The organism is Caulobacter sp. Root1472 (assembly GCF_001426985.1).
Lineage (GTDB): Bacteria > Pseudomonadota > Alphaproteobacteria > Caulobacterales > Caulobacteraceae > Caulobacter > Caulobacter rhizosphaerae.
Window position 1 is genome coordinate 1 of the sequence record NZ_LMFX01000005.1, and the last position, 23,396, is coordinate 23,396.

26 protein-coding genes, 2 tRNA genes and 3 pseudogenes are annotated in these 23,396 nt (G+C 68.2%); 23 read left to right on the forward strand and 8 right to left on the reverse strand.

The annotated features are described in order from the left end of the window. A pseudogene (locus tag ASD47_RS04965) lies at positions 1-248 on the reverse strand (hypothetical protein); the annotation flags it as partial. Positions 249-374: 126 nt separating this feature from the next. On the opposite strand from ASD47_RS04965, the gene ASD47_RS04970 reads away from it, so the two are divergent. The 14 genes from ASD47_RS04970 (at position 375) to ASD47_RS05035 (ending at position 11,345) form a co-directional block, all read left to right on the forward strand. After that, a complete protein-coding gene (locus ASD47_RS04970; RefSeq protein WP_056752523.1) occupies positions 375-1,832 on the forward strand; it encodes an NCS1 family nucleobase:cation symporter-1 in 1,458 nt (485 codons plus the stop codon). 114 nt (positions 1,833-1,946) lie between these two features. After that, the gene (locus ASD47_RS04975; RefSeq protein WP_056752526.1) at positions 1,947-2,909 is read left to right on the forward strand and encodes a glucokinase; all 963 of its coding nucleotides are present in this window, start codon (positions 1,947-1,949) and stop codon (positions 2,907-2,909) included. Positions 2,910-3,582: 673 nt separating this feature from the next. Further along, on the forward strand, positions 3,583-4,869 hold the full coding sequence (gene hisD, locus ASD47_RS04980; protein WP_056752529.1) for a histidinol dehydrogenase: 1,287 nt from the start codon (positions 3,583-3,585) through the stop codon (positions 4,867-4,869). A gap of 18 nt (positions 4,870-4,887) precedes the next feature. Beyond that, positions 4,888-5,367: a UPF0262 family protein gene (locus ASD47_RS04985; RefSeq protein WP_056752532.1), complete on the forward strand. Its 480-nt coding sequence runs from the start codon at positions 4,888-4,890 to the stop codon at positions 5,365-5,367. Positions 5,368-5,372: 5 nt separating this feature from the next. Then, complete coding sequence (locus tag ASD47_RS04990; RefSeq protein ID WP_056752535.1) at positions 5,373-5,831, forward strand: low molecular weight phosphatase family protein; 459 nt, start codon at positions 5,373-5,375, stop codon at positions 5,829-5,831. Positions 5,832-5,928: 97 nt separating this feature from the next. Next, a complete protein-coding gene (gene infA, locus ASD47_RS04995) occupies positions 5,929-6,147 on the forward strand; it encodes a translation initiation factor IF-1 (RefSeq protein WP_004617696.1) in 219 nt (72 codons plus the stop codon). Positions 6,148-6,155: 8 nt separating this feature from the next. Further along, positions 6,156-6,740 (forward strand): nucleoside triphosphate pyrophosphatase, encoded by a 585-nt coding sequence (locus tag ASD47_RS05000; protein WP_056752536.1) that lies wholly within the window; start codon positions 6,156-6,158, stop codon positions 6,738-6,740. Next, complete coding sequence (locus ASD47_RS05005) at positions 6,737-7,777, forward strand: ribonuclease E/G (protein WP_056752539.1); 1,041 nt, start codon at positions 6,737-6,739, stop codon at positions 7,775-7,777. The genes ASD47_RS05000 and ASD47_RS05005 overlap by 4 nt, the downstream gene beginning before the upstream one ends. Then, entirely contained in the window at positions 7,774-7,944 is a 171-nt protein-coding gene (locus ASD47_RS05010) for a DNA gyrase inhibitor YacG (RefSeq protein WP_056752542.1), read from the forward strand. Before ASD47_RS05005 ends, ASD47_RS05010 begins: the two co-directional genes overlap by 4 nt. 110 nt (positions 7,945-8,054) lie before the next feature. After that, positions 8,055-8,130 (forward strand) — tRNA-Phe (locus ASD47_RS05015). A 919-nt stretch (positions 8,131-9,049) separates the two neighbouring features. Continuing rightward, complete coding sequence (locus ASD47_RS05020) at positions 9,050-9,949, forward strand: MotA/TolQ/ExbB proton channel family protein (protein ID WP_029589236.1); 900 nt, start codon at positions 9,050-9,052, stop codon at positions 9,947-9,949. A 5-nt stretch (positions 9,950-9,954) separates the two neighbouring features. Beyond that, a complete protein-coding gene (locus ASD47_RS05025) occupies positions 9,955-10,389 on the forward strand; it encodes a biopolymer transporter ExbD (RefSeq protein WP_019847727.1) in 435 nt (144 codons plus the stop codon). A 9-nt stretch (positions 10,390-10,398) separates the two neighbouring features. Beyond that, positions 10,399-11,139: an energy transducer TonB gene (locus ASD47_RS05030; RefSeq protein WP_056752543.1), complete on the forward strand. Its 741-nt coding sequence runs from the start codon at positions 10,399-10,401 to the stop codon at positions 11,137-11,139. Between the two features lie 129 nt (positions 11,140-11,268). After that, positions 11,269-11,345, forward strand: a tRNA-His gene (locus tag ASD47_RS05035). A gap of 59 nt (positions 11,346-11,404) precedes the next feature. Here the strand turns inward: ASD47_RS05035 and ASD47_RS26485 are convergent. Together ASD47_RS26485 and ASD47_RS05040 are read right to left on the reverse strand one after the other, a co-directional pair. Further along, complete coding sequence (locus ASD47_RS26485) at positions 11,405-11,548, reverse strand: hypothetical protein (RefSeq protein ID WP_156402117.1); 144 nt, start codon at positions 11,546-11,548, stop codon at positions 11,405-11,407. A gap of 195 nt (positions 11,549-11,743) precedes the next feature. Then, positions 11,744-12,166, reverse strand: a complete 423-nt coding sequence (locus ASD47_RS05040) for a helix-turn-helix domain-containing protein (RefSeq protein WP_056752546.1) — start codon at positions 12,164-12,166, stop codon at positions 11,744-11,746. 181 nt (positions 12,167-12,347) lie between these two features. Here ASD47_RS05040 and ASD47_RS05045 point away from each other — a divergent pair, with 181 nt between their 5' ends. The 3 genes and pseudogenes from ASD47_RS05045 to ASD47_RS28110 all read left to right on the forward strand — a co-directional run. Beyond that, positions 12,348-13,337: an FAD-binding oxidoreductase gene (locus tag ASD47_RS05045; protein WP_056752548.1), complete on the forward strand. Its 990-nt coding sequence runs from the start codon at positions 12,348-12,350 to the stop codon at positions 13,335-13,337. A 40-nt stretch (positions 13,338-13,377) separates the two neighbouring features. Next, positions 13,378-14,541 carry an acyl-CoA dehydrogenase family protein gene (locus ASD47_RS05050; RefSeq protein WP_056752551.1) on the forward strand — a complete coding sequence of 388 codons (1,164 nt, stop codon included), beginning with the start codon at positions 13,378-13,380 and terminating at the stop codon, positions 14,539-14,541. Between the two features lie 571 nt (positions 14,542-15,112). After that, positions 15,113-15,180, forward strand: a pseudogene (locus ASD47_RS28110) (hypothetical protein); the annotation flags it as partial. A gap of 363 nt (positions 15,181-15,543) precedes the next feature. Here the strand turns inward: ASD47_RS28110 and ASD47_RS27905 are convergent. The 5 genes from ASD47_RS27905 to ASD47_RS05075 all read right to left on the reverse strand — a co-directional run bounded on the left by ASD47_RS27905 (position 15,544) and on the right by ASD47_RS05075 (position 18,375). After that, on the reverse strand, positions 15,544-15,672 hold the full coding sequence (locus ASD47_RS27905) for a hypothetical protein (RefSeq protein WP_255355498.1): 129 nt from the start codon (positions 15,670-15,672) through the stop codon (positions 15,544-15,546). Between the two features lie 427 nt (positions 15,673-16,099). Beyond that, a complete protein-coding gene (locus ASD47_RS27410; protein ID WP_230983942.1) occupies positions 16,100-16,294 on the reverse strand; it encodes a hypothetical protein in 195 nt (64 codons plus the stop codon). A gap of 237 nt (positions 16,295-16,531) precedes the next feature. After that, entirely contained in the window at positions 16,532-16,981 is a 450-nt protein-coding gene (locus tag ASD47_RS05065; RefSeq protein ID WP_056752554.1) for a hypothetical protein, read from the reverse strand. Then, positions 16,978-17,682: a LysM domain-containing protein gene (locus tag ASD47_RS05070; protein WP_056752555.1), complete on the reverse strand. Its 705-nt coding sequence runs from the start codon at positions 17,680-17,682 to the stop codon at positions 16,978-16,980. Before ASD47_RS05070 ends, ASD47_RS05065 begins: the two co-directional genes overlap by 4 nt. A gap of 174 nt (positions 17,683-17,856) precedes the next feature. Continuing rightward, the gene (locus ASD47_RS05075) at positions 17,857-18,375 is read right to left on the reverse strand and encodes a GcrA family cell cycle regulator (RefSeq protein ID WP_028039557.1); all 519 of its coding nucleotides are present in this window, start codon (positions 18,373-18,375) and stop codon (positions 17,857-17,859) included. A 297-nt stretch (positions 18,376-18,672) separates the two neighbouring features. Between ASD47_RS05075 and ASD47_RS05080 the strand changes: the two genes are divergently transcribed. The 6 genes and pseudogenes from ASD47_RS05080 (at position 18,673) to ASD47_RS05100 (ending at position 23,353) form a co-directional block, all read left to right on the forward strand. Beyond that, positions 18,673-19,494: an ABC transporter permease gene (locus tag ASD47_RS05080; protein WP_056752558.1), complete on the forward strand. Its 822-nt coding sequence runs from the start codon at positions 18,673-18,675 to the stop codon at positions 19,492-19,494. A 171-nt stretch (positions 19,495-19,665) separates the two neighbouring features. Next, the gene (locus ASD47_RS05085) at positions 19,666-20,880 is read left to right on the forward strand and encodes an aspartate aminotransferase family protein (protein ID WP_082564469.1); all 1,215 of its coding nucleotides are present in this window, start codon (positions 19,666-19,668) and stop codon (positions 20,878-20,880) included. A 67-nt stretch (positions 20,881-20,947) separates the two neighbouring features. After that, a complete protein-coding gene (argF, locus tag ASD47_RS05090) occupies positions 20,948-21,883 on the forward strand; it encodes an ornithine carbamoyltransferase (protein WP_056752563.1) in 936 nt (311 codons plus the stop codon). 24 nt (positions 21,884-21,907) lie between these two features. Then, positions 21,908-21,999 (forward strand): annotated as a pseudogene (locus ASD47_RS28115) (hypothetical protein); the annotation flags it as partial. 15 nt (positions 22,000-22,014) lie between these two features. Further along, positions 22,015-22,254 (forward strand): DUF2164 domain-containing protein, encoded by a 240-nt coding sequence (locus ASD47_RS05095; RefSeq protein WP_007668579.1) that lies wholly within the window; start codon positions 22,015-22,017, stop codon positions 22,252-22,254. A gap of 178 nt (positions 22,255-22,432) precedes the next feature. Continuing rightward, on the forward strand, positions 22,433-23,353 hold the full coding sequence (locus ASD47_RS05100) for an Hsp33 family molecular chaperone (protein WP_056752566.1): 921 nt from the start codon (positions 22,433-22,435) through the stop codon (positions 23,351-23,353). Positions 23,354-23,396 lie beyond the last annotated feature (43 nt).

Genomic DNA, 23,396 nt, shown 5'->3' on the forward strand with positions numbered 1-23,396 from the left:
TGTGATAACTTCTTCCACGGACGCCTCCTTTGCAGTGGTGTTCTCAACACCTCCACTTTGGCACATCGATGCCGTCGGGGGGCGTCCACCCCATCGCTCATGATGGGGATCATGGTCGCGGCCGCGGCGATGAAGAACAGGGCGATCACCGCGCCGGCGTAGGGCCAGAAGCGCCCCGCCGAATCCCGGCCCGCAAAGCGCGGCAGGCCCGCGAAACCGTGGCGGATGGACTCGACGAAGGCTTTCATGGCGTTTCCCCGGCAACAGCCTCTGGATAAGGCGATTCAACCGTACGGCGCCACCGCCGCACTTTGCGCGTGACGTCCGCCGAACGCCGGCCGATGGTCCGTTCACGACACGATCGCGGGGGCGACATGGACCAAGCCGGCAACACCCTCTGGAACCCGGACCTGGCGCCGACCACGGCGGCGCAGCGCACCTGGCGCTGGTGGCACTTCGCGGCCCTGTGGCTGGGCATGGTCATCGCCGTGCCGGCCTACATGCTGGCCGCGGGCCTGATCGAGCAGGGAATGTCGGCGACCCAGGCGGTGTGGGCCGTGCTGCTGGGCAACCTGATCGTGCTGGTTCCGATGCTGCTGATCGGCCATGCGGGCGCAAAATGGGGCGTGCCCTATGCGGTGCTGGCGAGGGCCTCGTTCGGCTGGCGCGGGGCGAGGGCGCCGGCCCTGGCCCGGGCCATCGTCGCCTGCGGCTGGTACGGGATCCAGACCTGGATCGGCGGCGGGGCGCTGCTGACCCTGCTGGGCGTGATGGTCGGCGAGAGCCTGGTCGGGCCGATGGTCCCGGTGCTGGGGATCGGCCTGGGTCAGCTGCTGTCGTTCGCCGCCTTCTGGCTGATCCAGCTGCTGTTCGTCACCAAGGGCCTGGAGACCGTGCGCAAGCTCGAGACCTGGACCGCCCCGGTCAAGGTGATCGTCTGCGGCCTGCTGGTCTGGTGGGCGCTCAGCCGGGCCGGCGGCATCGGCCCGATCCTGCACGCGCCCAGCGCCTATGACCCCGGCGGCGCCAAGGCCGGCCGGTTCTGGCGCGACTTCGGTCCGGCCGTCACCGCCATGACCGGCTACTGGGCCACCCTGGCCCTGAACATTCCCGACTTCACCCGCTTCGCCCGCACCCAGCGCGACCAGATCGTCGGCCAGGCGGTGGGGCTGCCCGGACCCATGGCGCTGCTGGCGGCCATGAGTGTGATCGTCACCTCGGCCACCGTGCTGATCTATGGCAAGCCGGTCTGGGACCCGGTGGCGCTGTCGGGAAACATTGGCGGCGTGGCGGTGCTGGTCGGCCTGCTGGTCATCAGCCTCGACACGGTGTCCTGCAACATCGCCGCCAACCTGGTAGGCCCCGCCTACGACTTCTCGGCCCTGTGGCCCAGGCGGATCAGTTACCGCACCGGCGGCTGGATCACCGCGGCGATCGGCGTGCTGATCATGCCGTGGAAGCTGCTGGAGAGCACGCAAGGCTACATCTTCGTCTGGCTGACCGGCTACGGCGCCCTGCTTGGGCCGGTGGCGGGCGTCCTGATCGCCGACTACTGGCTGCTGCGCCGCGCCCGGCTGGACGTCGAGGCGCTGTACGACCGCGCCGGGCGCTACACCTATTCCAAGGGCTGGAATCCGGCCGCTGTGGCGGCGTTCGCCATCGGCGTGGCGCCCAACCTGCCGGGCTTCCTGAAGGCGGCCGGCCTGCCGGCGGCGGCCGGGATCGGTGCGCCGTGGACCGGACTCTACGACTATGCCTGGTTGGTCGGGGCGGGGATCGCCGCGGCGGTCTATCTGGCCGCGATGCGGGCTGGGGGCGAGGCGCGGACCTAGGGCGCGGAACAGGATGCGTCCGCTGACGTTTCCGAGGCGGTTGCGACGCTTTCCCGCATTGGTCAAGACTGCGACTTCGGCGACCGTCCCCGTACGTTCCAGGAGATCGACCGCATGGCATTGCCGCGTGACCAGGCCTCGCATGTCCTGCTGGCGGACGTGGACGGCGCCAGCGCCAGGATCGTGCTGGTCGAACGCGGGAGCCTGCCTGCGGCGATCACGACGGCCGACTGCGTCAGCCAGGACCAGCTGATCGACCTCCTGGCGGCCGCCGCCTCCGCGTGCGAGGGCCCGATCTTCGGCGCGGCCATCGCCGCGCCCGGCCCATGCCTCGACGGCGTGATCCAGCTGACCCATTCTCCCATGCGCCTGGAAGCCGAGGTGATCGCCGACCGGCTGGGCCTGGACCGCCTGCACCTGGTCAACAATTTCACGGCCCGGGCCCTGGCCGTGCCGCTGCTGGCGCCCGACGCGATGGAGCCGATCGGCGGCGGGATCCCGCATCGCGACGCGCCCGCCGCCGCCATCGGCCCTTCTGCGGCCGGCCTGGGCATGTCGATCCTCAACCCGGACGGGTTCGTCGGCTGGATGGCCGCCGCCGCCGAGGGCGGGCACGCCGACCTGGCCGCCGCCACGGACCGCGAAGCCGAGGTCATCCGGGTGCTGCGCGGCCTGCACGGTCACGTCTCGGCCGAGCACGTGCTGTCGGGCCAGGGCGTGCTCGACGTCGCCCTGGCCGTTTCGATCCTGGCCGGGAAGCCGGAGCGTCCCGGCGACCTGGGCGTCCTGCTGGCCGCCGCCCGGGCCGGCGACGCCCAGGCCCGCGAAGTCTTCGCCCTGGTCTCCGGATGGCTGGGCGCGGTCGCGGGCAACCTGGTCCTGACCGCCGGCGCGCGCAGCGGGATCTACGTCATCAGCGCCACGGTGCTGTCCTGGGGCGAGATGCTCGACCGCGCGCTGGTCCGTCAGCGCTTCGAAGCCAAGGGCCGGATGTCCGCCTATCTGCGCGACGTGCCGTTCTATCTGGTCAATGAGCCGAACTGCGGCCTGCTGGGCCTGACGGCCCTGTTCAACTAGAGCCCCGCAAGGCCTGTTCCCGTCACATCTGCCGGCAAGCCGCTGAAATCCCGACGTTAAATCTTTATGCCCCTCACCTTCTCAGACCGCCCGTATCCTTGGCCTCACCTCGTCGCATGGAAAGGGCGCATGGCCAGCGACCGATGCGGCGGCGGGGGGCGATCGAGCGGGAAGCTCCGTCGGCGGTCCTTCGGGACCAAACCTCGCGTCTCTGGAGCCGGTCGGGCCTGGAACACAAAAACGACGTGGCGCGAGGGCTGATTGAGCAACAGGCGGGCGGTGACGCGCTCGCGGTCCGGGACCGGGGTTCGTTGACCTGGCCCGCCCGCCGGAGGCTTCAAGGCGGCGAGGCCCTAACAGGGTTCAGCGCCGCGGGCTTCCGGATAACGACCGCGCGGAGCGATCGGCTTCGTCGAAACGGTACACAAACTCAAACACTCCGGACGATGTCCGGCGCTCCGCGTCCCTTTCCATCAGCTCAGCGGTGATCCGCGTGAGGACGAGAGATCGTGCCCGCGAAAGACCCCCTCAGTCGCTTCGCGACAGCTCCCCCAGAGGGGGAGCATCGACGCGGATCAGATCCTCCCCCTCTGGGGGAGGTGGCCCGAAGGCCGGAGGGGGCTCGCGGCGCATCAGAACTTGCATCCCGCCCAAAAACCCGCATCTAGGCCCAATGCGCCGCTTCAACGCCTCCGACCCGTCTTTCCCCGCCGCCTTCAAGGCGTTCCTCGACGAGCGCCGGGGCGCGCCCGAGAATGTCGACGCCGCCGCGCGCAACGTGCTGGACGCCGTGCAGGCCGATGGGCTGAAGGCCGTGCTCAGTTTCACCAGCCGCTTCGACGGCGTCGAACTGACCGAGGACACCATCCGCGTCACCGCCGACGAGATCGAGGCCGGCGCGGCCGAATGCTCGGCGGAGGTCCGCGAGGCGATCGCCTTCGCCGCCGCCCGTATCCGCGCCTTCCACACCCGCCAGCGGCCCGCCGACCAGAGCTGGATCGACGAGGCCGGCGTCCAGCTGGGCTGGCGCTGGACGCCGCTGGAGGCCGTCGGCGTCTACGTGCCCGGCGGCCGGGCGGCCTATCCCTCGACCGTGCTGATGAACGCGGTGCCGGCCCAGGTGGCCGGCGTCGACCGCATCGCCATGGTCACCCCGCCCGGCAAGCTGCAGCCCGCGGTGCTGGCCGCCGCCAAGGAAGCCGGGGTCAGCGAGATCTGGCGGATCGGCGGGGCCCAGGCCGTCGCCGCCCTGGCCTATGGCGCGGGGCCCATCCAACCGGTCGACAAGATCGTCGGCCCGGGCAACGCCTATGTCACCGCCGCCAAGCGCCGGCTCTACGGCGTGGTCGGCATCGACGCCCTGGCTGGCCCGTCCGAAATCGTCGTGGTCGCCGACGCCGCCAACGACCCTGACTGGATCGCCGCCGACCTGCTGAGCCAGGCCGAGCACGACCCGGCCGCCCAGTCGATCCTGATCACCGACGACGAGGCCTTCGCCCAGGCGGTTTCCGACGCCGTCGACGCGCGGCTCAAGACCTTGGCCACCGGCGTCGACGCCGCCGCCTCGTGGCGCGACCACGGCGCGATCATCCTTTGCCCGCTGGACGACAGCCCGCGCCTGGTCGACCTTCTGGCCCCCGAGCACGTCGAGTTCGCCATCGACGAGCCCGAGCGCCTGGCCGACCGCGTGCGCCACGCCGGCGCCATTTTCCTGGGCCGCCTGACGCCGGAAGCCATCGGCGACTACGTGGCCGGCTCCAACCACGTGCTGCCCACCAGCCGCGCGGCGCGCTTCCAGTCGGGCCTGTCGATCTACGACTTCCTCAAGCGGACCTCGATCGTGAAATGCGACGCGGCCTCGTTCGGGATCCTGGGGCCGCACACGGTCGCCTTGGCCGACGCGGAAGGTCTGCCCGCCCACGCGCTTTCCGCCGCGATCCGGTTGTCAACTCAGGGATAAGAGGCAAGTCTGCCGGCGATGTCCGATCCCAAGGCCACCCAGTTCCTGAAATCCATCCTCATCGACGAGGACAGCCTGGCGGCCGCCTCGCGCGACCAGGAGCAGGAACGGCAGGTGGCGATCTTCGACCTGCTGGACGGCAACTATTTCGAGCCGGTCGAGTCGCCGGGCGGCCCCTATGACCTGAAGCTGTCGCTGGTCGAGAATCGCCTGGCCTTCGACATCGTCGCCCCGAGCGGGCAGGAACGCCGACACTTGCTGTCCCTGTCGCCCTTCCGGGGGGTGATCAAGGACTACTTCATGATCTGCGACAGCTATTATTCAGCGATCCGCAATTCCTCGCCCCAGCAGATCGAGGCCTTGGACATGGGCCGTCGCGGCCTGCACAACGAGGGCTCGAACCTGCTGCGCGAACGGCTGGAGGGCAAGGTCAAGACCGACCTCGACACCGCCCGGCGGCTGTTCACCCTGATCTGCGCGCTGCACTGGCGGGGCTAGGCGGCGTGGCTTCGGAGCTCCCCGGCGCCGTCCTGTTCGCCTGCAACTACAACCGCGTGCGCTCGCCGATGGCCGAGGCGCTGTTCAAGCACTTCTACGGAACGCGGGCGTTCGTCGATTCGTGCGGACTGAAGCCCGACCCGTCGGACGAGGGCGTCGACCCCTTCGTGGCCGTGGTCATGGACGAAATGGGCCTGGACGTCAGCGGCCACCAGCCCAAGAGCTTCGCCCAGCTGGAGGACGACAGCTTCGACGTCGTCATTTCCCTGACCCCCGAGGCCCAGCACCGGGCCGTCGAGCTGGCCCGCGCCCGCGCCACGGACATCGAATACTGGCCGACTCACGACCCCACCCTTGCGGACGGCTCGCGAGACGCCATGTTGGCGGCCTATCGCGAGGTGCGTGACGCCTTGGCCACGGCGATTCGACAACGTTTCGGCGCGCCATCGACGTTCGGGGGGTGAATGCGCTATACACCCCGCCTCGCAGCCGCGATCCGCTCCCCGACTCAATCGTCGAGGGGGCCTTGTCGGCATGGCGTCACCCGTTTTGAGAGGCCTGATGGCTAAGGAAGAACTGCTCGAGTTTCCCGGTACGGTCAGCGAACTGCTGCCCAACGCGACCTTCCGCGTGAAGCTGGAGAACGATCACGAGATCATCGCCCACACCGCCGGCAAGATGCGCAAGAATCGCATCCGCGTGCTGGCCGGCGACAAGGTGCTCGTGGAAATGACGCCCTACGACCTGACCAAGGGCCGCATCACCTACCGCTTCAAGTAGGGCTGGCGATGGTCGTCCAGCGGACGCCGCTGGTTCTGGCCAGCGCGAGCCCCCGGCGCCTGGACCTGCTGGCGCAGGTCGGCGTCGCCCCGGATCGGGTCGATCCCGCCGACATCGATGAAACGCCGCTGCGCGACGAGACCCCGCGCCGCCACGCCTTGCGCCTGGCGGTCGAGAAGGCGAGGGCGGTCGCGCCGCGTTCGCCGGGCGCCATCGTCCTGGCCGCCGACACCGTCGTCGCCGTCGGTCGCCGCATCCTGCCCAAGGCCGAGACGCCCGAGCAGGCGGCCCGCTGCCTCAAGCTGCTGTCGGGCCGCAACCACAAGGTCCTGACCGGGATCGCCGCCATCGCTCCCGACGGCCGCGAGGCGTCGCGGCTGGTCGAGACCCGCGTGCAGTTCAAGCACCTGTCCGACGCCGAGCAGGCCGACTACCTGGCCGGCGGCGAATGGAACGGCAAGGCCGGCGGCTACGGGGTGCAAGGCGTGGCCGGCGGCTTCATCATCGACCTGCACGGCTCCTACACCAGCGTGGTCGGCCTGCCGCTGTACGAGACGCTGAACCTGCTGACCGGCCTGGGCTATCGAAAATGAGCGAACGGCGGGCCTACCTCTACAAGGGAATCGGCGAGACGGTCGGGGTCGTCACCCTGGACGGCCGGCCCGAGCGCCTGGTCGCCCAATGGGACGGCGACGATCCGCTGGACGCCGAGGGCGTCCGGGGCGTCGCCCGGGTCAAGACGATCGAGCGAGCCTTCAACGCCGCCTTCGTCGCCCTGCCGGGCGGCGCCGATCTTTTGCTGGCCCTCAAGCCCGACATGCCCAAGCTGGTCGAAGGCCAGGTGGTCGAGGTGGAAATTCGCAGTCCCTCGCGTCGCGACAAGTCGGCCGTGGCCCGCTACGTCGGTCCGGCCGAGGGCGAGCCGCGCGTGCTGGCTCACGCCCCGACCATCGATGAACTGCTGCGCCTGTGGGTCAAGTCCGGATCGCCGACCCAGGGCCTGGCCGCTCTGGAAGCGGTCGAGGCCGCCGAGGCTGAGGCCCTGGCCACGGTCTTCGCCCTGCCGGGCGGCGGCGACGTCAGCATTGAGGCGACCCGGGCCCTGGTGGCGGTCGACGTCGACCTCGGGGGGCGGGATGGCGATTCCAAGAGGGCGGCCCGCGCCGCCAACATGGCCGCCTTCGCGACGACTGCTCGGGTTCTGCGCCTCAAGGGCCTGGCCGGGCTGGTGGTCTTCGACCTGGTCGGTCGCGGCCACGATGGTCCGGCCCTGACCACGGCGGCTCGCAACGCCTTCGCCGTCGACAATCCGGGCGTGGGAATCGGTCCGATCAGCAAGTTCGGCGCTCTGGAGATGATCGTGCCGCGCCGCGCCAAGCCGATTCTCGACCGGCTGCTGGACGAATCGGGAGGGCTGTCGGCCCGCGCCGGGGCCCGGCGCCTGGTTCGGGCGTTCGAGCGCGAGGGCAGGGCGGCTCCCGGCGGCAAGCTGGCGGGCCGCTGCGGTCCCGCGGTCGCCGAGGCGTTCGCAGCGCTGGACGCCGCCCTGGCCGACACGATCGGCCGTCGCTTCACCCTGGCCGTCGCCGCCGACTGGCCCAACGACCGCCTGGAGGTCGCGTCCTCATGAGCGCCTGTCCGATCTGCAGGAAGCCGGCGATTCCCGAGTTCCGGCCCTTCTGCTCCAAGCGATGCGCCGACATCGACCTGAACCGGTGGCTGTCGGACCGCTACGTGGTGCCCGGGGCGGACGAGGACGAGGAAAACCCGCCGTCCACAGACTTCGGCCGGGAATAGTTGGCGATCGTTCAAGAGGGGCTGGACTTCGTTTTTAGCCTCCCCTATAGACGCGGCTCCCCGCCGTCGGGCGGGCGCCAGGGCGGTTTCGACCGCCTCTTAGGCCCAGGGCCTGGGTAGCTCAGTTGGTAGAGCAGCGGATTGAAAATCCGCGTGTCGGTGGTTCGAATCCGCCCCCAGGCACCACTTCCTTTTTTGCGCGTCGTCGGCCGACGCTTTCGCCATCCGGATTGTGCTGTCGACGCTGTCTCGAATGCGAAGGGCGGCCATCCTGCGGCGCCGCGAACTTGATCACTCGCGTTCGCCTGAGGGCAGGCGTGAAATTTTAGCTGAGTTCTAACCCGTGTGGAGCGAAGCGGCTCGCGGGCGTTCGAACGTCGCTGCGTCCTTGGTGTGGCGATCAGGCCTGCAGCGGAAACAGCGGGCCCGCTTGGGCTTGACGCGGCCATGCAGCAGGCGCTCCCGCGCCGGCCCGGCGAATTGGATCTCGTTCGTCCTGGAGGGAAGGCCGCGCCACCGTTTTGGATGAAGAAAGTCCAATCAGAGGCGAAAATCGTCACTTCGCCACGTCTGCGCGACGGGGAGCGCTCGTGCAAAGGTCAGATCTCCGTCAGACCTGTTCTCGGCTAGATTGAACTCCTGCTCAATGCGCGTTCCGATCGGGTGTGCCAGACCAATGTTTTGTAAGCATGCTGCGTTGCAACATCCCTATTCCCTATGGCGGAGAAAAACCGCCCTCAAATCCTGATTTCCTATTTGTGCGGCGCGGCAACGATGGTGGGCGTACGGCGGGGGCGGTAAATTTATGCCTCGTCGCACCCCTTGACGGTACGAAAAGGGGTTGCCAAAGGACCCCTGCCGCAATTCTAACATTGCGGTAAGATCGAAGCCTCCTCGGGGGCGGCGATCACACGCGCTTCGAAACGATCCTTCTTGAAGGGCATGAGCCCGACTTGGGGGGCGTAACGGGTCGAGCGCTGCGAAGCGGGTCTGCGGGACGTCCGAGCGATCGGCCTTCATGCAGGCTATTCAAGTTAGGGTGGAGACGCTCTCGCGCGACGACCCTCGGTCCAAACGTGCTAGACCAATCAGGAACTGGCGACAGATGCTCGACATTAAACGGAAAACCCCCCTCATCGCTCTCGTCGGCGCCATGGCGCTGATGGTGAGCGCCCCGGCTTTCGCTCAGGACGCTGCGGCTCCTGCGCCGGCCACCACCGAAGCTGCTGCTCCGGCCGCCGCCGCCCCGGCCCCCGCCGCTGCGCCTGCCGAAGAGCCGCTGGACGCTGGCGTCGCCGCGACCGAAAAGATGAAGTCCCACTCCCTGACCCCGATCGGCATGTTCCTGTCGGCCCAGGCGGTGGTTAAGGTCGTGATGATCGGCCTGATCCTGGCCTCGGTCTTCTCGTGGGTCCTGCTGATCACCAAGCTGTTCGAGTTCGGCGCCCTGAACAAGCAATCGGACAAGTTCCTGGAAGCCTTCCGCGGCGCTCGCTCGATCGCCGACATCGCCCGTATCGGCTCGTCGGAAGAATTCGAAGGCAACCCGATGGCCGACATGGCCGCCGCGGCGGCCCAAGAAGTCGAACTGTCGCGCCAAGCTGGCCTGGCCGTCGGCGGCGAACATCGTGACTCGACCCTGTCGCGCGCCACCTACGCCATCAACGCGGTGCAGGCCTCGCTGGCCAAGCGCCTGTCGGGCGGCATGGTGTTCCTGGCCTCGGTCGGTTCGGCCGGTCCGTTCATCGGTCTATTCGGCACCGTCTACGGGATCATGACCTCGTTCATCGGCATCGCGAACACCAACACGACCAACCTGGCCGTCGTCGCCCCCGGCATCGCCGAAGCGCTGCTCGCCACCGGCATCGGTCTGTTCGCCGCTATCCCGGCCGTTATCTTCTACAACTACTTCCAGACCCGCATCTCCGGCTACGGCACGCGCTCTGAAGGTTTCGTTGCTGAACTGATGAACGCCATCTCGCGTCAGCTCGACAAAGGGGCGTAAGACCGATGGCCGCCAAACTCTCAGGCGGTGGGGGCGACAGGTTTAACATCGACCAAAACAGCGAGATCAACGTCACGCCCTTCGTGGACGTCATGCTGGTCCTCCTGATCATCTTCATGGTGGCGGCTCCGCTCGCCTCCGTGTCGGTCGAAGTGAACCTGCCGCCGGCGGTCGCGAAACCGTCGCCGAGCCCGCCAAAGCCCGTCTATATCTCGATCAAGGCTTCGGGAAAGGTCTTCATTGGCGACGACCCCACTACGGTCGACGAGATGGGGGCGGACCTCACGAAGAGCATCGGTCGTCGCGATCCGACCAAGGAGCGCATCTACATCCGCGCCGACGAAAAGACGCGCTACGGAGCTTTCATGGAGGTGATGAACACCCTCCAGGACAACGGCTTCTACAGCGTGGCGCTCATCGGCAAGGATCAGAACAGCTAGGGGTGATGCATGGCTGAACAACAAGCGCCTGAGCATCGCCACTACGACCCGCTCACCTCTGATGGCCCGCGACGCAAGAAAGGCGGACTCGGCGCCTTCGGTATCGCGACCATCATCGTCGTCGGCTTGCACGCTGCTTTGTTCGCGTATCTGGCGAAGCAGAAGTTCGAAGCGGTGATGAAGGAGTATCACGACGACGCCGTGGACGTGGAGCTGCCTCCGCCGCCGCCGCCGCCGCCGCCGCCTCCTCCGCCCCCGCCGCCGCCGCCGACCAATGCTCCGCCGCCGCCTCCCGCGGTGGTGCAGCCTAGGCCGCCGATCGCGCCGCCGCCGGACGTGACTCCGCCGCCGCCGCTGCCGATCCCGCCCGTCAAGGAGCGGGTCGAGCAAACGGCTCCGCCGGTGATCTCGAACGTGCCGCCGGTACCTTCGAACCCGCCGGCTCGGGCTTCGGTGATCACCAAGCCGGACTGGGCCCGCAAGCCCACCGGCGAGGACATGGCCCGTTACTACCCCGACCGCGCACAGCGGATGGAAGTGGGCGGTCGCGCGACCCTGTCGTGCACCGTCACCGCCAAGGGGTCGCTGGAAGGCTGTTCGGTCGTGTCGGAAAATCCGGCGGACTACGGCTTCGGCGATGCCGCCCTGAAGCTGTCGCGGCTGTTCCGCATGAAGCCGAAGACGCTTGACGGCGCTCCGGTGGACGGCGGTCAGATCACGATCCCGATCGTCTTCACGGTTCCCCGTTAGGGGCCCGGACGACCGGTCAGGAAACGAGCGCCCCGGAGCTTTGCGGCTCCGGGGCGTTTTCGTGTGGAAGGGCTGTTTCGGTGCTTGATCCGGCCCGCGTGTCCGACTAAAGACACTGCCTCGCGATGAGCCGGCTTAGCTCAGTTGGTTAGAGCGCTAGATTGTGGATCTAGAGGTCCTCGGTTCGAGCCCGAGAGCTGGTACCATCGCAGGACGCTGTAAAGCCCCGGGTTCCGCCTGGGGCTTTTTCGTTGCGGGGCGGAGACTAGGCGTGACGCCCGTGCAGGGCGGCCCAGACGCGCCAGCCGATCAGGGCGATGGCGATCCAACCCGCCAGCAGGCCGGCCATCGGATGGGCCTGCCACCAGTACCGAATGCGGACGGCGGCCGCCCCCGAGGACAATTTCACGCCTACGCTCCCGACTAACGCGACTTTGCGCGCCTGCTCCCTGGTCTGGAGGCTGCGCTTGAACGGGCGCTTGCGAAATGCGGCACAGCGCCGCTACCGCGCCGCGTGGAAAAGTGGGCCCCGGTCTTCCGTGAGGGCGATGCGACAGCGAAAACCGGGATCTCGCCGCGCGATTCCCGTATCGCGAAGCTTGCTCTAGGGCGCGGCCGCGGCCGGCTCGTCGTCGACCATCGCCTTGACCAGGTCGACGACCCGCCGGCGCAGGCGGCGATCGTTCAGCCGTGGGAACAGCCCCGCCAGCTCCAAGCCCTCCGGCGTGGCCACGAACTGGGTCATGCGCTGGGCGAAGCCGTCGTCGAGGTCGTCCCGCCTGGTCTCGTCCAGGCCTTCGAAGAAATAGGACACCGGCGACTGCAGCAGCCGCGCGGCCTCGTAGAGTTTGGAGGCGCTGATGCGATTGGCGCCGCGCTCGTACTTCTGGATCTGCTGGAAGGTGATGCCCAGGGCCTCGGCAAGCTGGGTCTGGCTGAGACCCAGCACCTTTCGCCGAATCCGAAGCCGGGCGCCCACATAGAGATCGACGGGGTGGGCCATGTCGGAAGGGAGTTTGTCGGTCATCCGCGTCACGTTCCTCCCAGCGACCGCGCGCCCGCCCTCTATTCGAAAGCGTGTGGTCCAGCTTGGTTAACGCAGAATAGACCCATGCCGCCGCCTTAGTCACGCGTCTGACACATCCGTTGAGCCCGCAAAATGGGCCGGCGGGCTTGACGTTTGGCGCGAGCAAGGGTGTTTGCCGCCCATGGAGACCAAGCTGCGCGTGCGGGTGGCGGTGGCCGGCGCCGGCGCGATCGGATCGGCCGTGGCGCTGACCCTGGTGCGCGCCGGGTTCGACGTCACGCTTTTCGACCCCAATTCCCCCGGCGACAATGCGTCCGGCGTGGCGGCCGGCATGCTGGCGCCGCTCGCCGAGGCGGTGTTCGATCCCGTCTCGACCCCGCACCTGGCCCTGCTGAGGCGGGCCCGCGACCGCTGGCCGGCCTTTACGGCGGGGCTGGACCTGCCGATCCTGCGGGACGGCCTGAGGGTCGAGGGCGAGGCGGCCTGGCTGGCCGGTATCGCCGCCCGCCTTGAGGCCCTGGGCGCGCCGTTCCAGCGGCTAGACGGCGCCCTGGTGGACGCCGAGGACTGGCGGGTCGAGGCGCGGCCGGCCCTGGCGGCCCTGCGAATCGGTTTCGAGGCCCTGGGCGGACGCTTTGCGGCCCGCGCCTTAGCGGCCGACGACCTGCCGGCCTTTTCGGCCGTCGTTCTGGCGACCGGCGCGGGCGACGCCGGCGGCTTGGCCCCGGAACTGGCGGCGCTGACCCCGATCAAGGGCCAGATCCTGCGCGCCGACCGCGGACCTTCGAGCGGGCCGGTGATCCGGGGCGAGGGGGTCTATGTCTGCCCCGGCGATCGGCCGGCGATCGGCGCGACCATGGAGGCGGGCCGGGCCGACCTGGCGGTTGATCCCTCGGCGACGGCGGCCCTGCGCGCGGCGGCGATCCGCCTGCGTCCGGAACTGGCCGAGGCGCGGATGACCACCGAGGTGGGCGTGCGGGCCGCCACGCCCGATGGCCTGCCCCTGGTGGGCTGGAGCGCGACGCCGGGCGTGATGCTGGCGGTCGGCGCCCGCCGTAACGGCTGGCTGCTGGCCCCGCTTGTGGCCGATCTGGTCGCGGCGTATCTGAAGGGTGATCACCCAGGTTCGGACGCCACGTCGCTGGACGCGCGGCGCTTCTCGAGGACCTGAGCCGCGACGACAAGAACCATAACCAGCAGGGCAGGGGCGAATGGGCGGATTTGGGTTGACCGAGGACCAGGAAGCCATCCGCGACGGCGTCGCCAAGCTGTGCGCCGACTTCGACGACGACTATTGGCGCCGCACCGACGAGACCGGGATCTTCCCCGAGGAATTCGTGGCCGCCATCGCCCAGGGCGGCTGGCTGGGCGTGGCCATGCCCGAGAGCGTCGGCGGGGCGGGGCTGGGCCTGACCGAGGCGGCGATCATGATGCAGGCCGTGGCCCAGTCGGGCGCGGGCTTTTCGGGCGCCAGCGCCATCCACCTGAACATCTTCGGCCCGATGCCGATCGTGAAGTTCGGCACCGACGAGCAGCGCCGGGAGCACCTGCCGCGGCTGATCTCGGGCCAGGACAAGATGTGCTTTGCGGTGACCGAGCCCAATTCGGGCCTGGACACCGCCAGCCTGGAAACCCGAGCCGAGAAGGTCGAGGGCGGCTATCGCCTGAACGGCCGCAAGATCTGGACCACCGGCGCCCAGCGCGCCAACAAGATCCTGATCATCGCCCGGACCACGCCTAAGGACCAGTGCGCCAAGCCGACCCAGGGCCTTTCCCTGTTCTATACCGACCGCGAGAAGATCGAGGCCAAGCCGATCCCCAAGATGGGGCGCAAGGCGGTCGAGTGTAATATGCTGTTCATCGAGGACCTGTTCGTGCCGGCCGACGACCTGGTCGGCGAGGCGGGCAAGGGCTTTTCCTACCTGCTGCACGGCCTGAACCCCGAACGGGTGCTGTTCGCGGTCGAGGCCATCGGCCTGGGGCGTGCGGCCCTGGCCAAGGCGACGACCTACGCTCGCGAGCGCGTGGTGTTCGGTCGGCCGATCGGCCAGAACCAGGGTGTCGCCCACCCCCTGGCCAGGTCCTGGGCCGAGCTGGAGGCCGCCAACCTGCTGGCCTTCAAGGCCGCCGCCCTCTACGACGCCGGCCAGGACTGCGGGGCCGAGGCCAACGCCGCCAAGTACCTGGGCGCCGAGGCGGGCTTCACCGCCTGCGAGAGCTCGGTCCTGGCCCATGGCGGCATGGGGTACGCCAAGGAATACGACGTCGAGCGCTATTTCCGCGAGGCGATGATCGCCCGGATCGCGCCGGTCAGCCGCGAGATGATCCTGAACTTCATCGCCGAACGGGTGCTGGGGTTGCCGAAGAGCTATTGAGGAGGCCTTTCTTTCGGGAAATGAGGCGCCCACTTGCCCCCTACGGACCGCTTCGCGGTCGTCTTCCCCCAGAGGGGGAAGAGCGCTCCGGTGCGAAGGCTCCGCCCCCTTTGGGGGCGGACAGACCGCGAAGCGGTCAGGTGGGGGCAAGTGTTGGCCGCCTCACGCGATCTCTCGCTGAAGGTATGGAAAGGGACGCGGAGCGCCGGACATCGTCCGGAGNCCGCGAAGCGGTCAGGTGGGGGCAAGTGTTGGCCGCCTCACGCGATCTCTCGCTGAAGGTATGGAAAGGGACGCGGAGCGCCGGACATCGTCCGGAGTGTTTGAGTAGTAACCGTTTTCGACGAAGCCCGATCGCTCCGCGCGGTCGTTGTCCGGAAGCGCAGCGGCGCTGAGCCCTGTTGGGGCCTCGCCGCCTTGAAGCCTCCGACGGGCGGGCCAGGTCAACGAACCCCGGTCCCGGACCGCGAGCGCGTCACCGCCAGCCCTCGCGCCACGTCGTTTTTGTGTTCCAGGCCCGACCGGCTCCAGAGACGCGAAGTTTGGTCCAAAAGGACCGCCGACGGAGCTTCCCGCTCGATCGCCCCCCGCCGCCGCATCGGTCGCTGGCCATGCGCCCTTTCCCTGCGTCGAGGTGGGTACAGGATAAGGGCGATCTGGAAGGGTGAGGATAAGTTAGGTCGAGAAAGTTCAAGATGTTGATTTTACTTATGTTCGTCGCGGATACCCAGAGGATAAGCGCACGACTGGGGACACGCCGCAAGGGCATGTCCCCGCGCGGGAGACGGGGACAGGCACGCACGGCAAGACCTCCTCAGGCCTGACGAAGCCTTGGAGTGCGTGCCTGTCCCCAAAGTCATCCGCAGCGCTGGCTCGTCCGTCCCCAAGAGCGGGTTCAAGGCCGGACACAACAGATCAAGGAGGGGACACGCACTCACGCAAACGCCCTGCACGCCGACCAACGCCTTGCCGTGAGTGCGCGTCCCCGACAGGCCCGCTGAACTAGTCGAGCTTCACCAGAGGGCAGTTGAGCCAGACATTGGAGTTGGCCTTGTAGGCTTTCATCGAGGTGAAGCCGTAGGCGCTCCACGATGTCGTGTCGCTCGGGTCGACCGCCTTTTCCAGGATCACAACTTTGTAGAGGCAGCTCTTGGGAGCGCCGACACGTTGATAGATCCATTGGGTGGGTCTTCCAGCTCAGTCGCTTGGGCGTGATCTTCAGCAGTCCGCTGCAGGCGCGTCCGGCGCCCTCGAAAACGCCTAGCTGGACGCGTGGCTCGACCGGCGGCGAAACGGCTGCTCGCGGCCGCGCGGGCTGGTCGGGCGCTCTGTCGCGCGCCGCGGCGGGCGCGCACAGCAGCAGGGCGAGCAGAAGGAAGCGGGGCGAGGGCTTCATGATCAAGCCTGCGTGATCCACGCGAAGTTCGTGGGAAATCGGCGTTTCCGGCATCTCCGGCCGCCCACCGTCGAGCTAGGCCGCTTTCACCAGGTAGCACTTGAGCTGCTCGAACTTGGCGTCGGCCTTGTAGGCTTTTACGGAGGTGAAGCCAGAGACGTTCTACGCCCAGTCGTCTGTATCGACCGCCTTTTCCAGCACCACCACCTTATAGAGGCAGCTCTTGGGGGCGCCGACGCGTTGATAGGCCCATCGGGTGACGCTGCCCTCCTGGCGACGCTCCGCCAGGGTGTAGGCTGTGGGTGGGCAGGGATTGAACGGAGGGCTCCAACTCAGCCGCCTGGGGGTGATCTTCAACAGTCCGCTGCAAGCGCGTCCGGTGCCCTCGAAGACACCTAGTTGGACGCGCGGCTCGCCTGATGGCGAACCGGTGGCCGGCGTCTGCGCGGGCTTGTTGGGCGCTCTGGCGAGAGCCGCGGGGGGCGCGCACAGCAGAAGCGCGAGGAGGAGGAGACGGAGTGAGGGCTTCATGGTGAGGCCTGTGAGATCCAGGTGAAAGCTCTGGGGGCGGCGTCTCGAGCCCTCGTCGCCGAACTAATCCAGCTTCACCAGATAGCAACTGAGACGGATATCAGAGCTGGCCTTGTAGGCCTGCATCGAGGTGAAGCCAGTGACGTTCCACGCGATCGAGCTGTCTGGGCTGACCACTTTCTTCAGCACAACCAACTTGTAGAAGCAGCTCTTGGGGGCGCCGACGCGCCGATAGACCCATCGGGTGGTCCCGTCCTCCTGGCGACGCTCCGCCAGGGTGAAGGCCAAGGTGGGGCAGGAACTAAAGGGGGTCTTCCAGCTCAGCCGCTTGGGCGTGATCTTCAGCAGTCCGCTGCAGGCGCGTCCGGTGCCCTCGAAGACGCCGAGTTGAAGGCGGGGCTCGCTCGGCGGTGCAGCGGCGGCCGGCGCGGGCTTGTCGGGCGCCCCGGCGCGCGCCGCGGCGGGTGCGTACAGCAGCAGGGTGAGCAGGAAGAGGCGGAGTGAGGGGTTCATTTGATCTTCCCCAGACAATAGGCAAGCTTTTCGGCGTAACGCTTGTCGCCAGAGTTGTAGAGCCTGGCTACCGTGGTATTATCGAGCGACTTGAAGCCGGTGATTGTCTTCATCATCTTGGCTTTTCGAATCTTGACGGTCTGGCCGATCTTCAGGGTGTGGAGGCCCGGATTCAGCCAATACAACTCGCCGAGCGTCGAGCCGTTCTGCCTGGCGATGCGATCGAGGCTGTCGCCGGGAACGACCTTGTAGTCATGGACCGGGTCTGTGAGATCCTCGACATTGACGTAATCGTAGTTGGCGGCCTTCATTAGCAAATAGCCGACGCCCGCCTGGATGTTCTTCACGGGGTCGGTGCGGACGTTCTGGAACGTCAAGCTGCTGGCGATGTCGCTAGGCATGATCAAATCGCCGCCCTCCTTGCCGCCCAGCAGGGCTGCAAGGCCTGGGTCGCTCACGTCGCCGATCTGCATGGGCTGGGTCGCCCAGGAATCAGAGGGGGCGCCAGTCTCGGTCCACACCATCGCCTTGACCAGTTTCCAGTCCAGAGCCGTGAAGCCCGGGGCTGATTTCAGGTGCGTGTTGTACTTATCGACCGTGCTTTTGATGACTGCGTCGTAGCTGTGCCAAGCTGGATTCTTGCCCGATGTGTCAATCGTGTCCTTCCACTTCTCGAAGGGGGTCTTCGGGGGCAACGGCATGCGACGCTCACGGGTAGCGGACAGGGCGGGCGAAGCGCGCCCAGGTAGAGCAGCTTGGGCTGGAATCCGATTTTCGTCCAGGCGCGCGGCGGCGCCTGGCGCAGCGCCCATACGAAAAATCCCGGAGCGGCCTTTCGGGCCGTCCGGGATTTTCGGTCCGCGGTGGGTTGCGGGCTAGATGTAGCGGCGCAGCGAGCGGGCCAGTTCGGTCGGGCCCGACTTCTTCTTGGTCTGCTGGGGCTGGTAGGCGACCCGGGCGTGCTCGTTGCAGTACGGGCCGTCCGACGAGCGTCGGCCGCAGAAGGTGAAGCCGTCGGTCGACGGGTCGCCGATCGGCCACTTGCACATGTGGGCGCCCAGGGTCAGCACGGTGGCCGAGCCCGGCTCCTCGGCGCGGAAGGCCGGGACCGACGGCTGCTGGGCCACGGCCGGCAGCGGCGCCGGCTCGGCGGCGATCACCCGGCGCGGCGCCGAGGGCATCGCCGTGGCGGCCGGGCGCGCCGGACGCGGGGCCTTGAAGGCCGGGCGCGCCGGTTGCGACGGCGCGGCGCGGCCCGACAGGCCCAGGCGGTGCACCTTGCCGATCACGGCGTTGCGCGTGACGCCGCCCAGCTGTTTGGCGATCTGACTGGCGGACAGGCCGTCCAGCCAGAGCTTCTTCAAGGTGGTGACCCGTTCGTCAGTCCAGCTCATGACCCATCTCCGCCTAAAAAAGAGTCCGAAACGGGTTTCCCCGACTCGCCCCGGCCTCTACATCTGGTGTACGGACGGCCCCGCCGGCCGCTCGCCTACCAGATAGTGTAAAGAATACGTTAAAACACACAATAGGCGCCATCCGGTCTGTCCACAGAAACAACATATTGATTCCGTCGGCGCGCCGCTTGCGCCGGGCCCGCCTCGGGCGCACATGCCAGGGGCTTGGCTGATCGAGGGTCCTGGCGGCGCCAGGCCCTCGGGCCGTTCGATCGAGACCTCCAGGACCGCAAGCCCATGAAAGACGTGACGGCCTCCGTCATCCCCCCGCAGCCGCGCGACTATCACGGCTGGAACTGGAGCGGGTTCTTCACCCTCTACCAGCGCGAGATCCGCCGCTTCTGGAAGGTGGGCACCCAGACGGTCGCCGCCCCGGTGGTGACGACCCTGCTCTACATGCTGGTGTTCGTGGTGGCGGTGGGCGGCAGCCGGCCGGCGGTCGGGGGCGTGACCTTCGGCCATTTCGTGGCCCCGGGCCTGATCATGATGGCCATCCTCAACAACGCCTTCGCCAATTCATCCTCGTCGCTGATCCAGGCCAAGATGATGGGCCTGACGCCGGACTTCCTGACGCCGCCGCTGTCACCGCTGGAGCAGGTGGCGGCGTTCGGCCTGGGCGCGGCGACGCGCGGCATCGTCGTGGGGACGGTCACCGCCCTGGTGATCGGCGTGCTGCCCGGCGCGGGCCTGCAGGTCAGCCACCTGTGGGCGATCCTCTATTTCGCGGTCGGCGCCTCGGTCATCCTGGGCCTGGCCGGCGTGCTGGCCGGCCTGTGGGCCGAGAAGTTCGACCAGCTGGCGGCGGTGACCAATTTCGTGATCATGCCGATGACCTTCCTGTCGGGCACCTTCTACCTGGTCGACCGCCTGCCCGAGCCGTTCCGCTCGGCCAGCCACTTCAATCCGTTCTTCTACCTGATCGACGGCTTCCGCTACGGCTTCATCGGCCACGCCGACGGCTCGGTGGCGATCGGGGCGGTGGTGACCGCGGCCCTGTCGGTGGGGCTGTTCCTCTGGTGCTGGTGGCTTTTCCGGACCGGATACCGGCTGAAGAGCTAGATTTCGCCGTTGAGCGCCGGTGTGACCGCAAACACTGTGGCGCAGCCGTCCCTGACACTCAAAATTCACCCGGGCTTTGTTGACAGGGCGCGGATACGCGCCGACAACGCTGGGCCTTCCGGTCCCCGTGCTTTCGAGCACGGGGGCTTCTTTCCTTTTTGGGAGGCCGTCTTGAGCACGTCGACGTCGTCTAACCCCGCGCAACACCACATCATGGGCGTCTATAACCGCGCCCCGCTGGCGTTCGAGCGAGGCCGAGGCGCGCGCCTGTTCTCGACCACCGGCGAGGAATACCTGGACTGCGTGGCCGGCATCGCCACCTGCGGCCTGGGCCACGCCCACCCGGTGCTGGTCGACGCGCTGAAGACCCAGGGCGAGAAGCTCTGGCACGTCTCCAACATCTACACGATCCCCGAGCAGGAAGTGCTGGCCGACAAGCTGTGCGCGGCCACCTTCGCCGACGTGGTGTTCTTCACCAATTCGGGCACCGAGGCGATCGAGTGCGCCCTGAAGGCCGCGCGCCGCTACCACGTGGTCAACGGCCAGCCCGAGCGGGTCGACATCATCGGTTTCGACGGCTCGTTCCACGGCCGCTCGTACGCGGCGGTCAACGCCTCGGGCAACGCCGGCTACCTGGACGGCTTCGGGCCGCGCCTGCCGGGCTATGTCCAGCTGCCGTTCGGCGACTGGGACGCCCTGAAGGCGGCCATCGGCCCGACCACGGCCGGGGTGATCATCGAGCCGGTGCAGGGCGAGGGCGGGGCGCGGGCCCTGACCGACGCCCAGCTCAACGAACTGCGCCAGATCACCCGCGACGCGGGCGTCCTGCTGATCTTCGACGAGGTCCAGAGCGGCATGGGCCGGACCGGCAAGCTGTTCGCCCACGAATGGGCCAGCGACGCCGCGCCGGACATCATGGCGGTGGCCAAGGCCCTGGGCGGCGGCTTCCCGGTCGGCGCCTGCCTGGCGTCCACCGAGGGCGCGCGCGGCATGACGCCGGGCGTCCACGGCTCGACCTACGGCGGCAACCCGCTGGCCATGGCCGTGGGCAAGGCGGCGTTCGACGCGATCAACACGCCGGAGATCCTGGACAACGTGAAGACCGTCGCCGGCTTCTTCACCCAGCAGTTGGAAGGCCTCAAGGACCGCTTCCCGGACGTCATTGTCGACGTCCGCGGCAAGGGCCTGCTGATCGGCGTCAAGCTGATCCCCAACAATCGCGAGTTCATGGTCCTGGCCCGCGACCAGAAGCTGCTGATCGCCGGCGGTGGCGACAACTGCGTGCGCCTGCTGCCGCCGCTGAACCTGACGGTCGAGGAAGCGTCCGAGGCCATCGCCAAGCTCGAAAAGGCCTGCGAGGCCGCCCGGGCCAAAGCCGCCGCCTAAACACGGCCGCGACCGATCAAACCGCTCGTTCCGGCAAGGCCGGGGCGGGCGGGCAGGGGGATTTGCAATGACCGAACCCAGGCACTTCATCGACCTGTGGAAGCTGGACGGCCCGACGTTGCGGCTGATGCTGGAGGACGCCAAGGCCCGCAAGGCCGCCCGCGCCGGCTGGTCCAAGGGGCGCGTCGACGCCGACGCCCCGGCCGCCGACCGCGTGCTGGCGATGATCTTCCAGAAGAACTCGACCCGCACCCGGTTCTCGTTCGACGCGGCGATCCGGCAGCTGGGCGGCAGCGGCATCATCTCGACGTCCAACGACATGCAGCTGGGCCGCGGCGAGACCATCGAGGACACCGCCAAGGTGCTGTCGCGGATGGTCGACGCGGTGATGATCCGCGCCAACAGCCACGCCGACGTCGAGCGCTTCGCCCAGGTCTCGACCGTGCCGGTGATCAACGGCCTGACCGACAAGAGCCACCCGTGCCAGATCATGGCCGACCTCCTGACGATCGAGGAGCATCGCGGCGACGTCGGCGGCAAGACCATCGCCTGGGTCGGCGACGGCAACAATGTCTGCTCCAGCTTCATCCACGCCGCGCCGCTGCTGGGCTTCAAGCTGAACATCGCCTGCCCGGCGGTCTACCATCCCGACCTGGTCGACCTTGCCCGCGCCCAGGAGCGCCAGGGCCAGATCGTCATGACCGACGACCCGCGCGAGGCCGTGCGCGGCGCCGACGTGGTCGTGGCCGACACCTGGGTGTCGATGGGCGACACCGACCATGACGAGCGCCTGGCGGCCCTGGAGCCTTACCAGGTCGACGACGCCCTGATGGACCTGTCGGCCCCCGACGGCGTCTTCCTGCACTGCCTGCCGGCCCATCGCGGCGAGGAAGTCACCGACAGCGTGCTGGACGGCCCGCGCTCACTGGCCTGGGACGAGGCGGAGAACCGCATCCACGCCCAGAAGTCGGTACTGGCCTGGTGCTTCGGGGCGATCGGTTGACGCCCTGCGTCCTTCGAGGCTCGCCTGCGGCTCGCACCTCAGGATGAGGAATTCAGAGCAACTGAGTTCCTCTTCCTGAGGCGCCCACGCAGCGGGCCTCGCAGGACGCAGGGCGCAAAAGGATCCAGTCGATGGCCAAGATCGAGTTCAACAAGCAGAAGCGCGACGCCTTGCTCGACAAGCTGACGCGCTACCTGGACCGCGAGCTCGACTGCGAGGCCAGTCCGCTGCAGGCCGGGTTCCTGCTGGATTTCATCTCCGAGCAGATGGGGCCGTACTACTACAATCAGGGTGTCCAGGACGCCCAGCAGCTGTTCCGCGACAAGCTGGAAGACGCGGTCTACGAGATCGAGAAGCCGTTCGTGGATTAGGCGGGAACACTTGCCCCCACCTGACCGCTGCGCGGTCTGTCCGCCCCTACAGGGAGCGGAGCCTCGCGTTTTAACTCTTCCTCCTTTGGGGGAAGACGGTCGCGAAGCGACCCGTAGGGGGCAAGTGCGCCAATGCACCCCCTCGCAATTTCCGCCGAACCGCCTATCTAGCCTCCCCATGACCGACATCGCCGCCCAAACCGCCCTCGGGGACGCTCCCGACGACCTCGTTTCCGCCTTCCAGATCGAAGGCCTGCCCGTGCGCGGCCGGGCCGTGCGCCTGGGCGCGGCGGTCGACGAGGTGCTGACCCGCCACGACTATCCCGAGCCTGTCGCCAACCTGCTGGGCGAGGCCTGCGCCCTGGCCGCCCTGGTCGGCTCGAGCCTGAAGTTCGAGGGCCGGCTGATCGTCCAGGCGCAAGGGGACGGTCCGGTGCGCTATGTCGTGGTCGACTATGACACCAGCGGCGCCCTGCGCGGCTACTGCCGGTTCGACCCGGAAGAGGTGGCGGCGGTCTCGGAAGGCTTCGCCCGGCCGGGCGCCAAGACCCTGCTGGGCGGCGGCACCTTCGTGATGACCGTCGACCAGGGTCCGGACATGGACCGTTACCAAGGCATCACCCCGATCGAGGGCGAGACCCTGGCCCTGTGCGCCGAGCAGTACTTCGCCCAGTCCGAGCAGACCCCGACCCGGGTGCGTCTGGCCGTCGGCCAGGCCGACAGCGGTGAGGGCCTGAAGTGGCGGGCCGGCGGCATCCTGATCCAGGCCATCGCCGGCGACGAGAGCCGGGGCGAGACCCAGGAAGCCTGGACCCACGTCCAGGCCCTGTTCGAGACCACCGGCGAGGACGAACTGATCGACCCCACCGTGCCGACCACCACCCTGCTGTGGCGGCTGTTCAACGAGGACGGCGTGCGCCTGCTGGAGGAGAAGCCGCTGCGCGCCTTCTGCCGCTGCTCGGAGGACCGCATCGGCGCGGTGCTGGGCTCGTTCACCGCCGAGGAGGTGGCCGAGATGGTCGAGCCCGACGGCAAGATCCACGTGACCTGCGAATACTGCTCGCGGGTCTACGCGCTGGAGCCGACGGCGGCGGGCTAAGGGGCGCGTACGGCCTGCTGCAAGCCGTCGGGTTGGTTCGGCC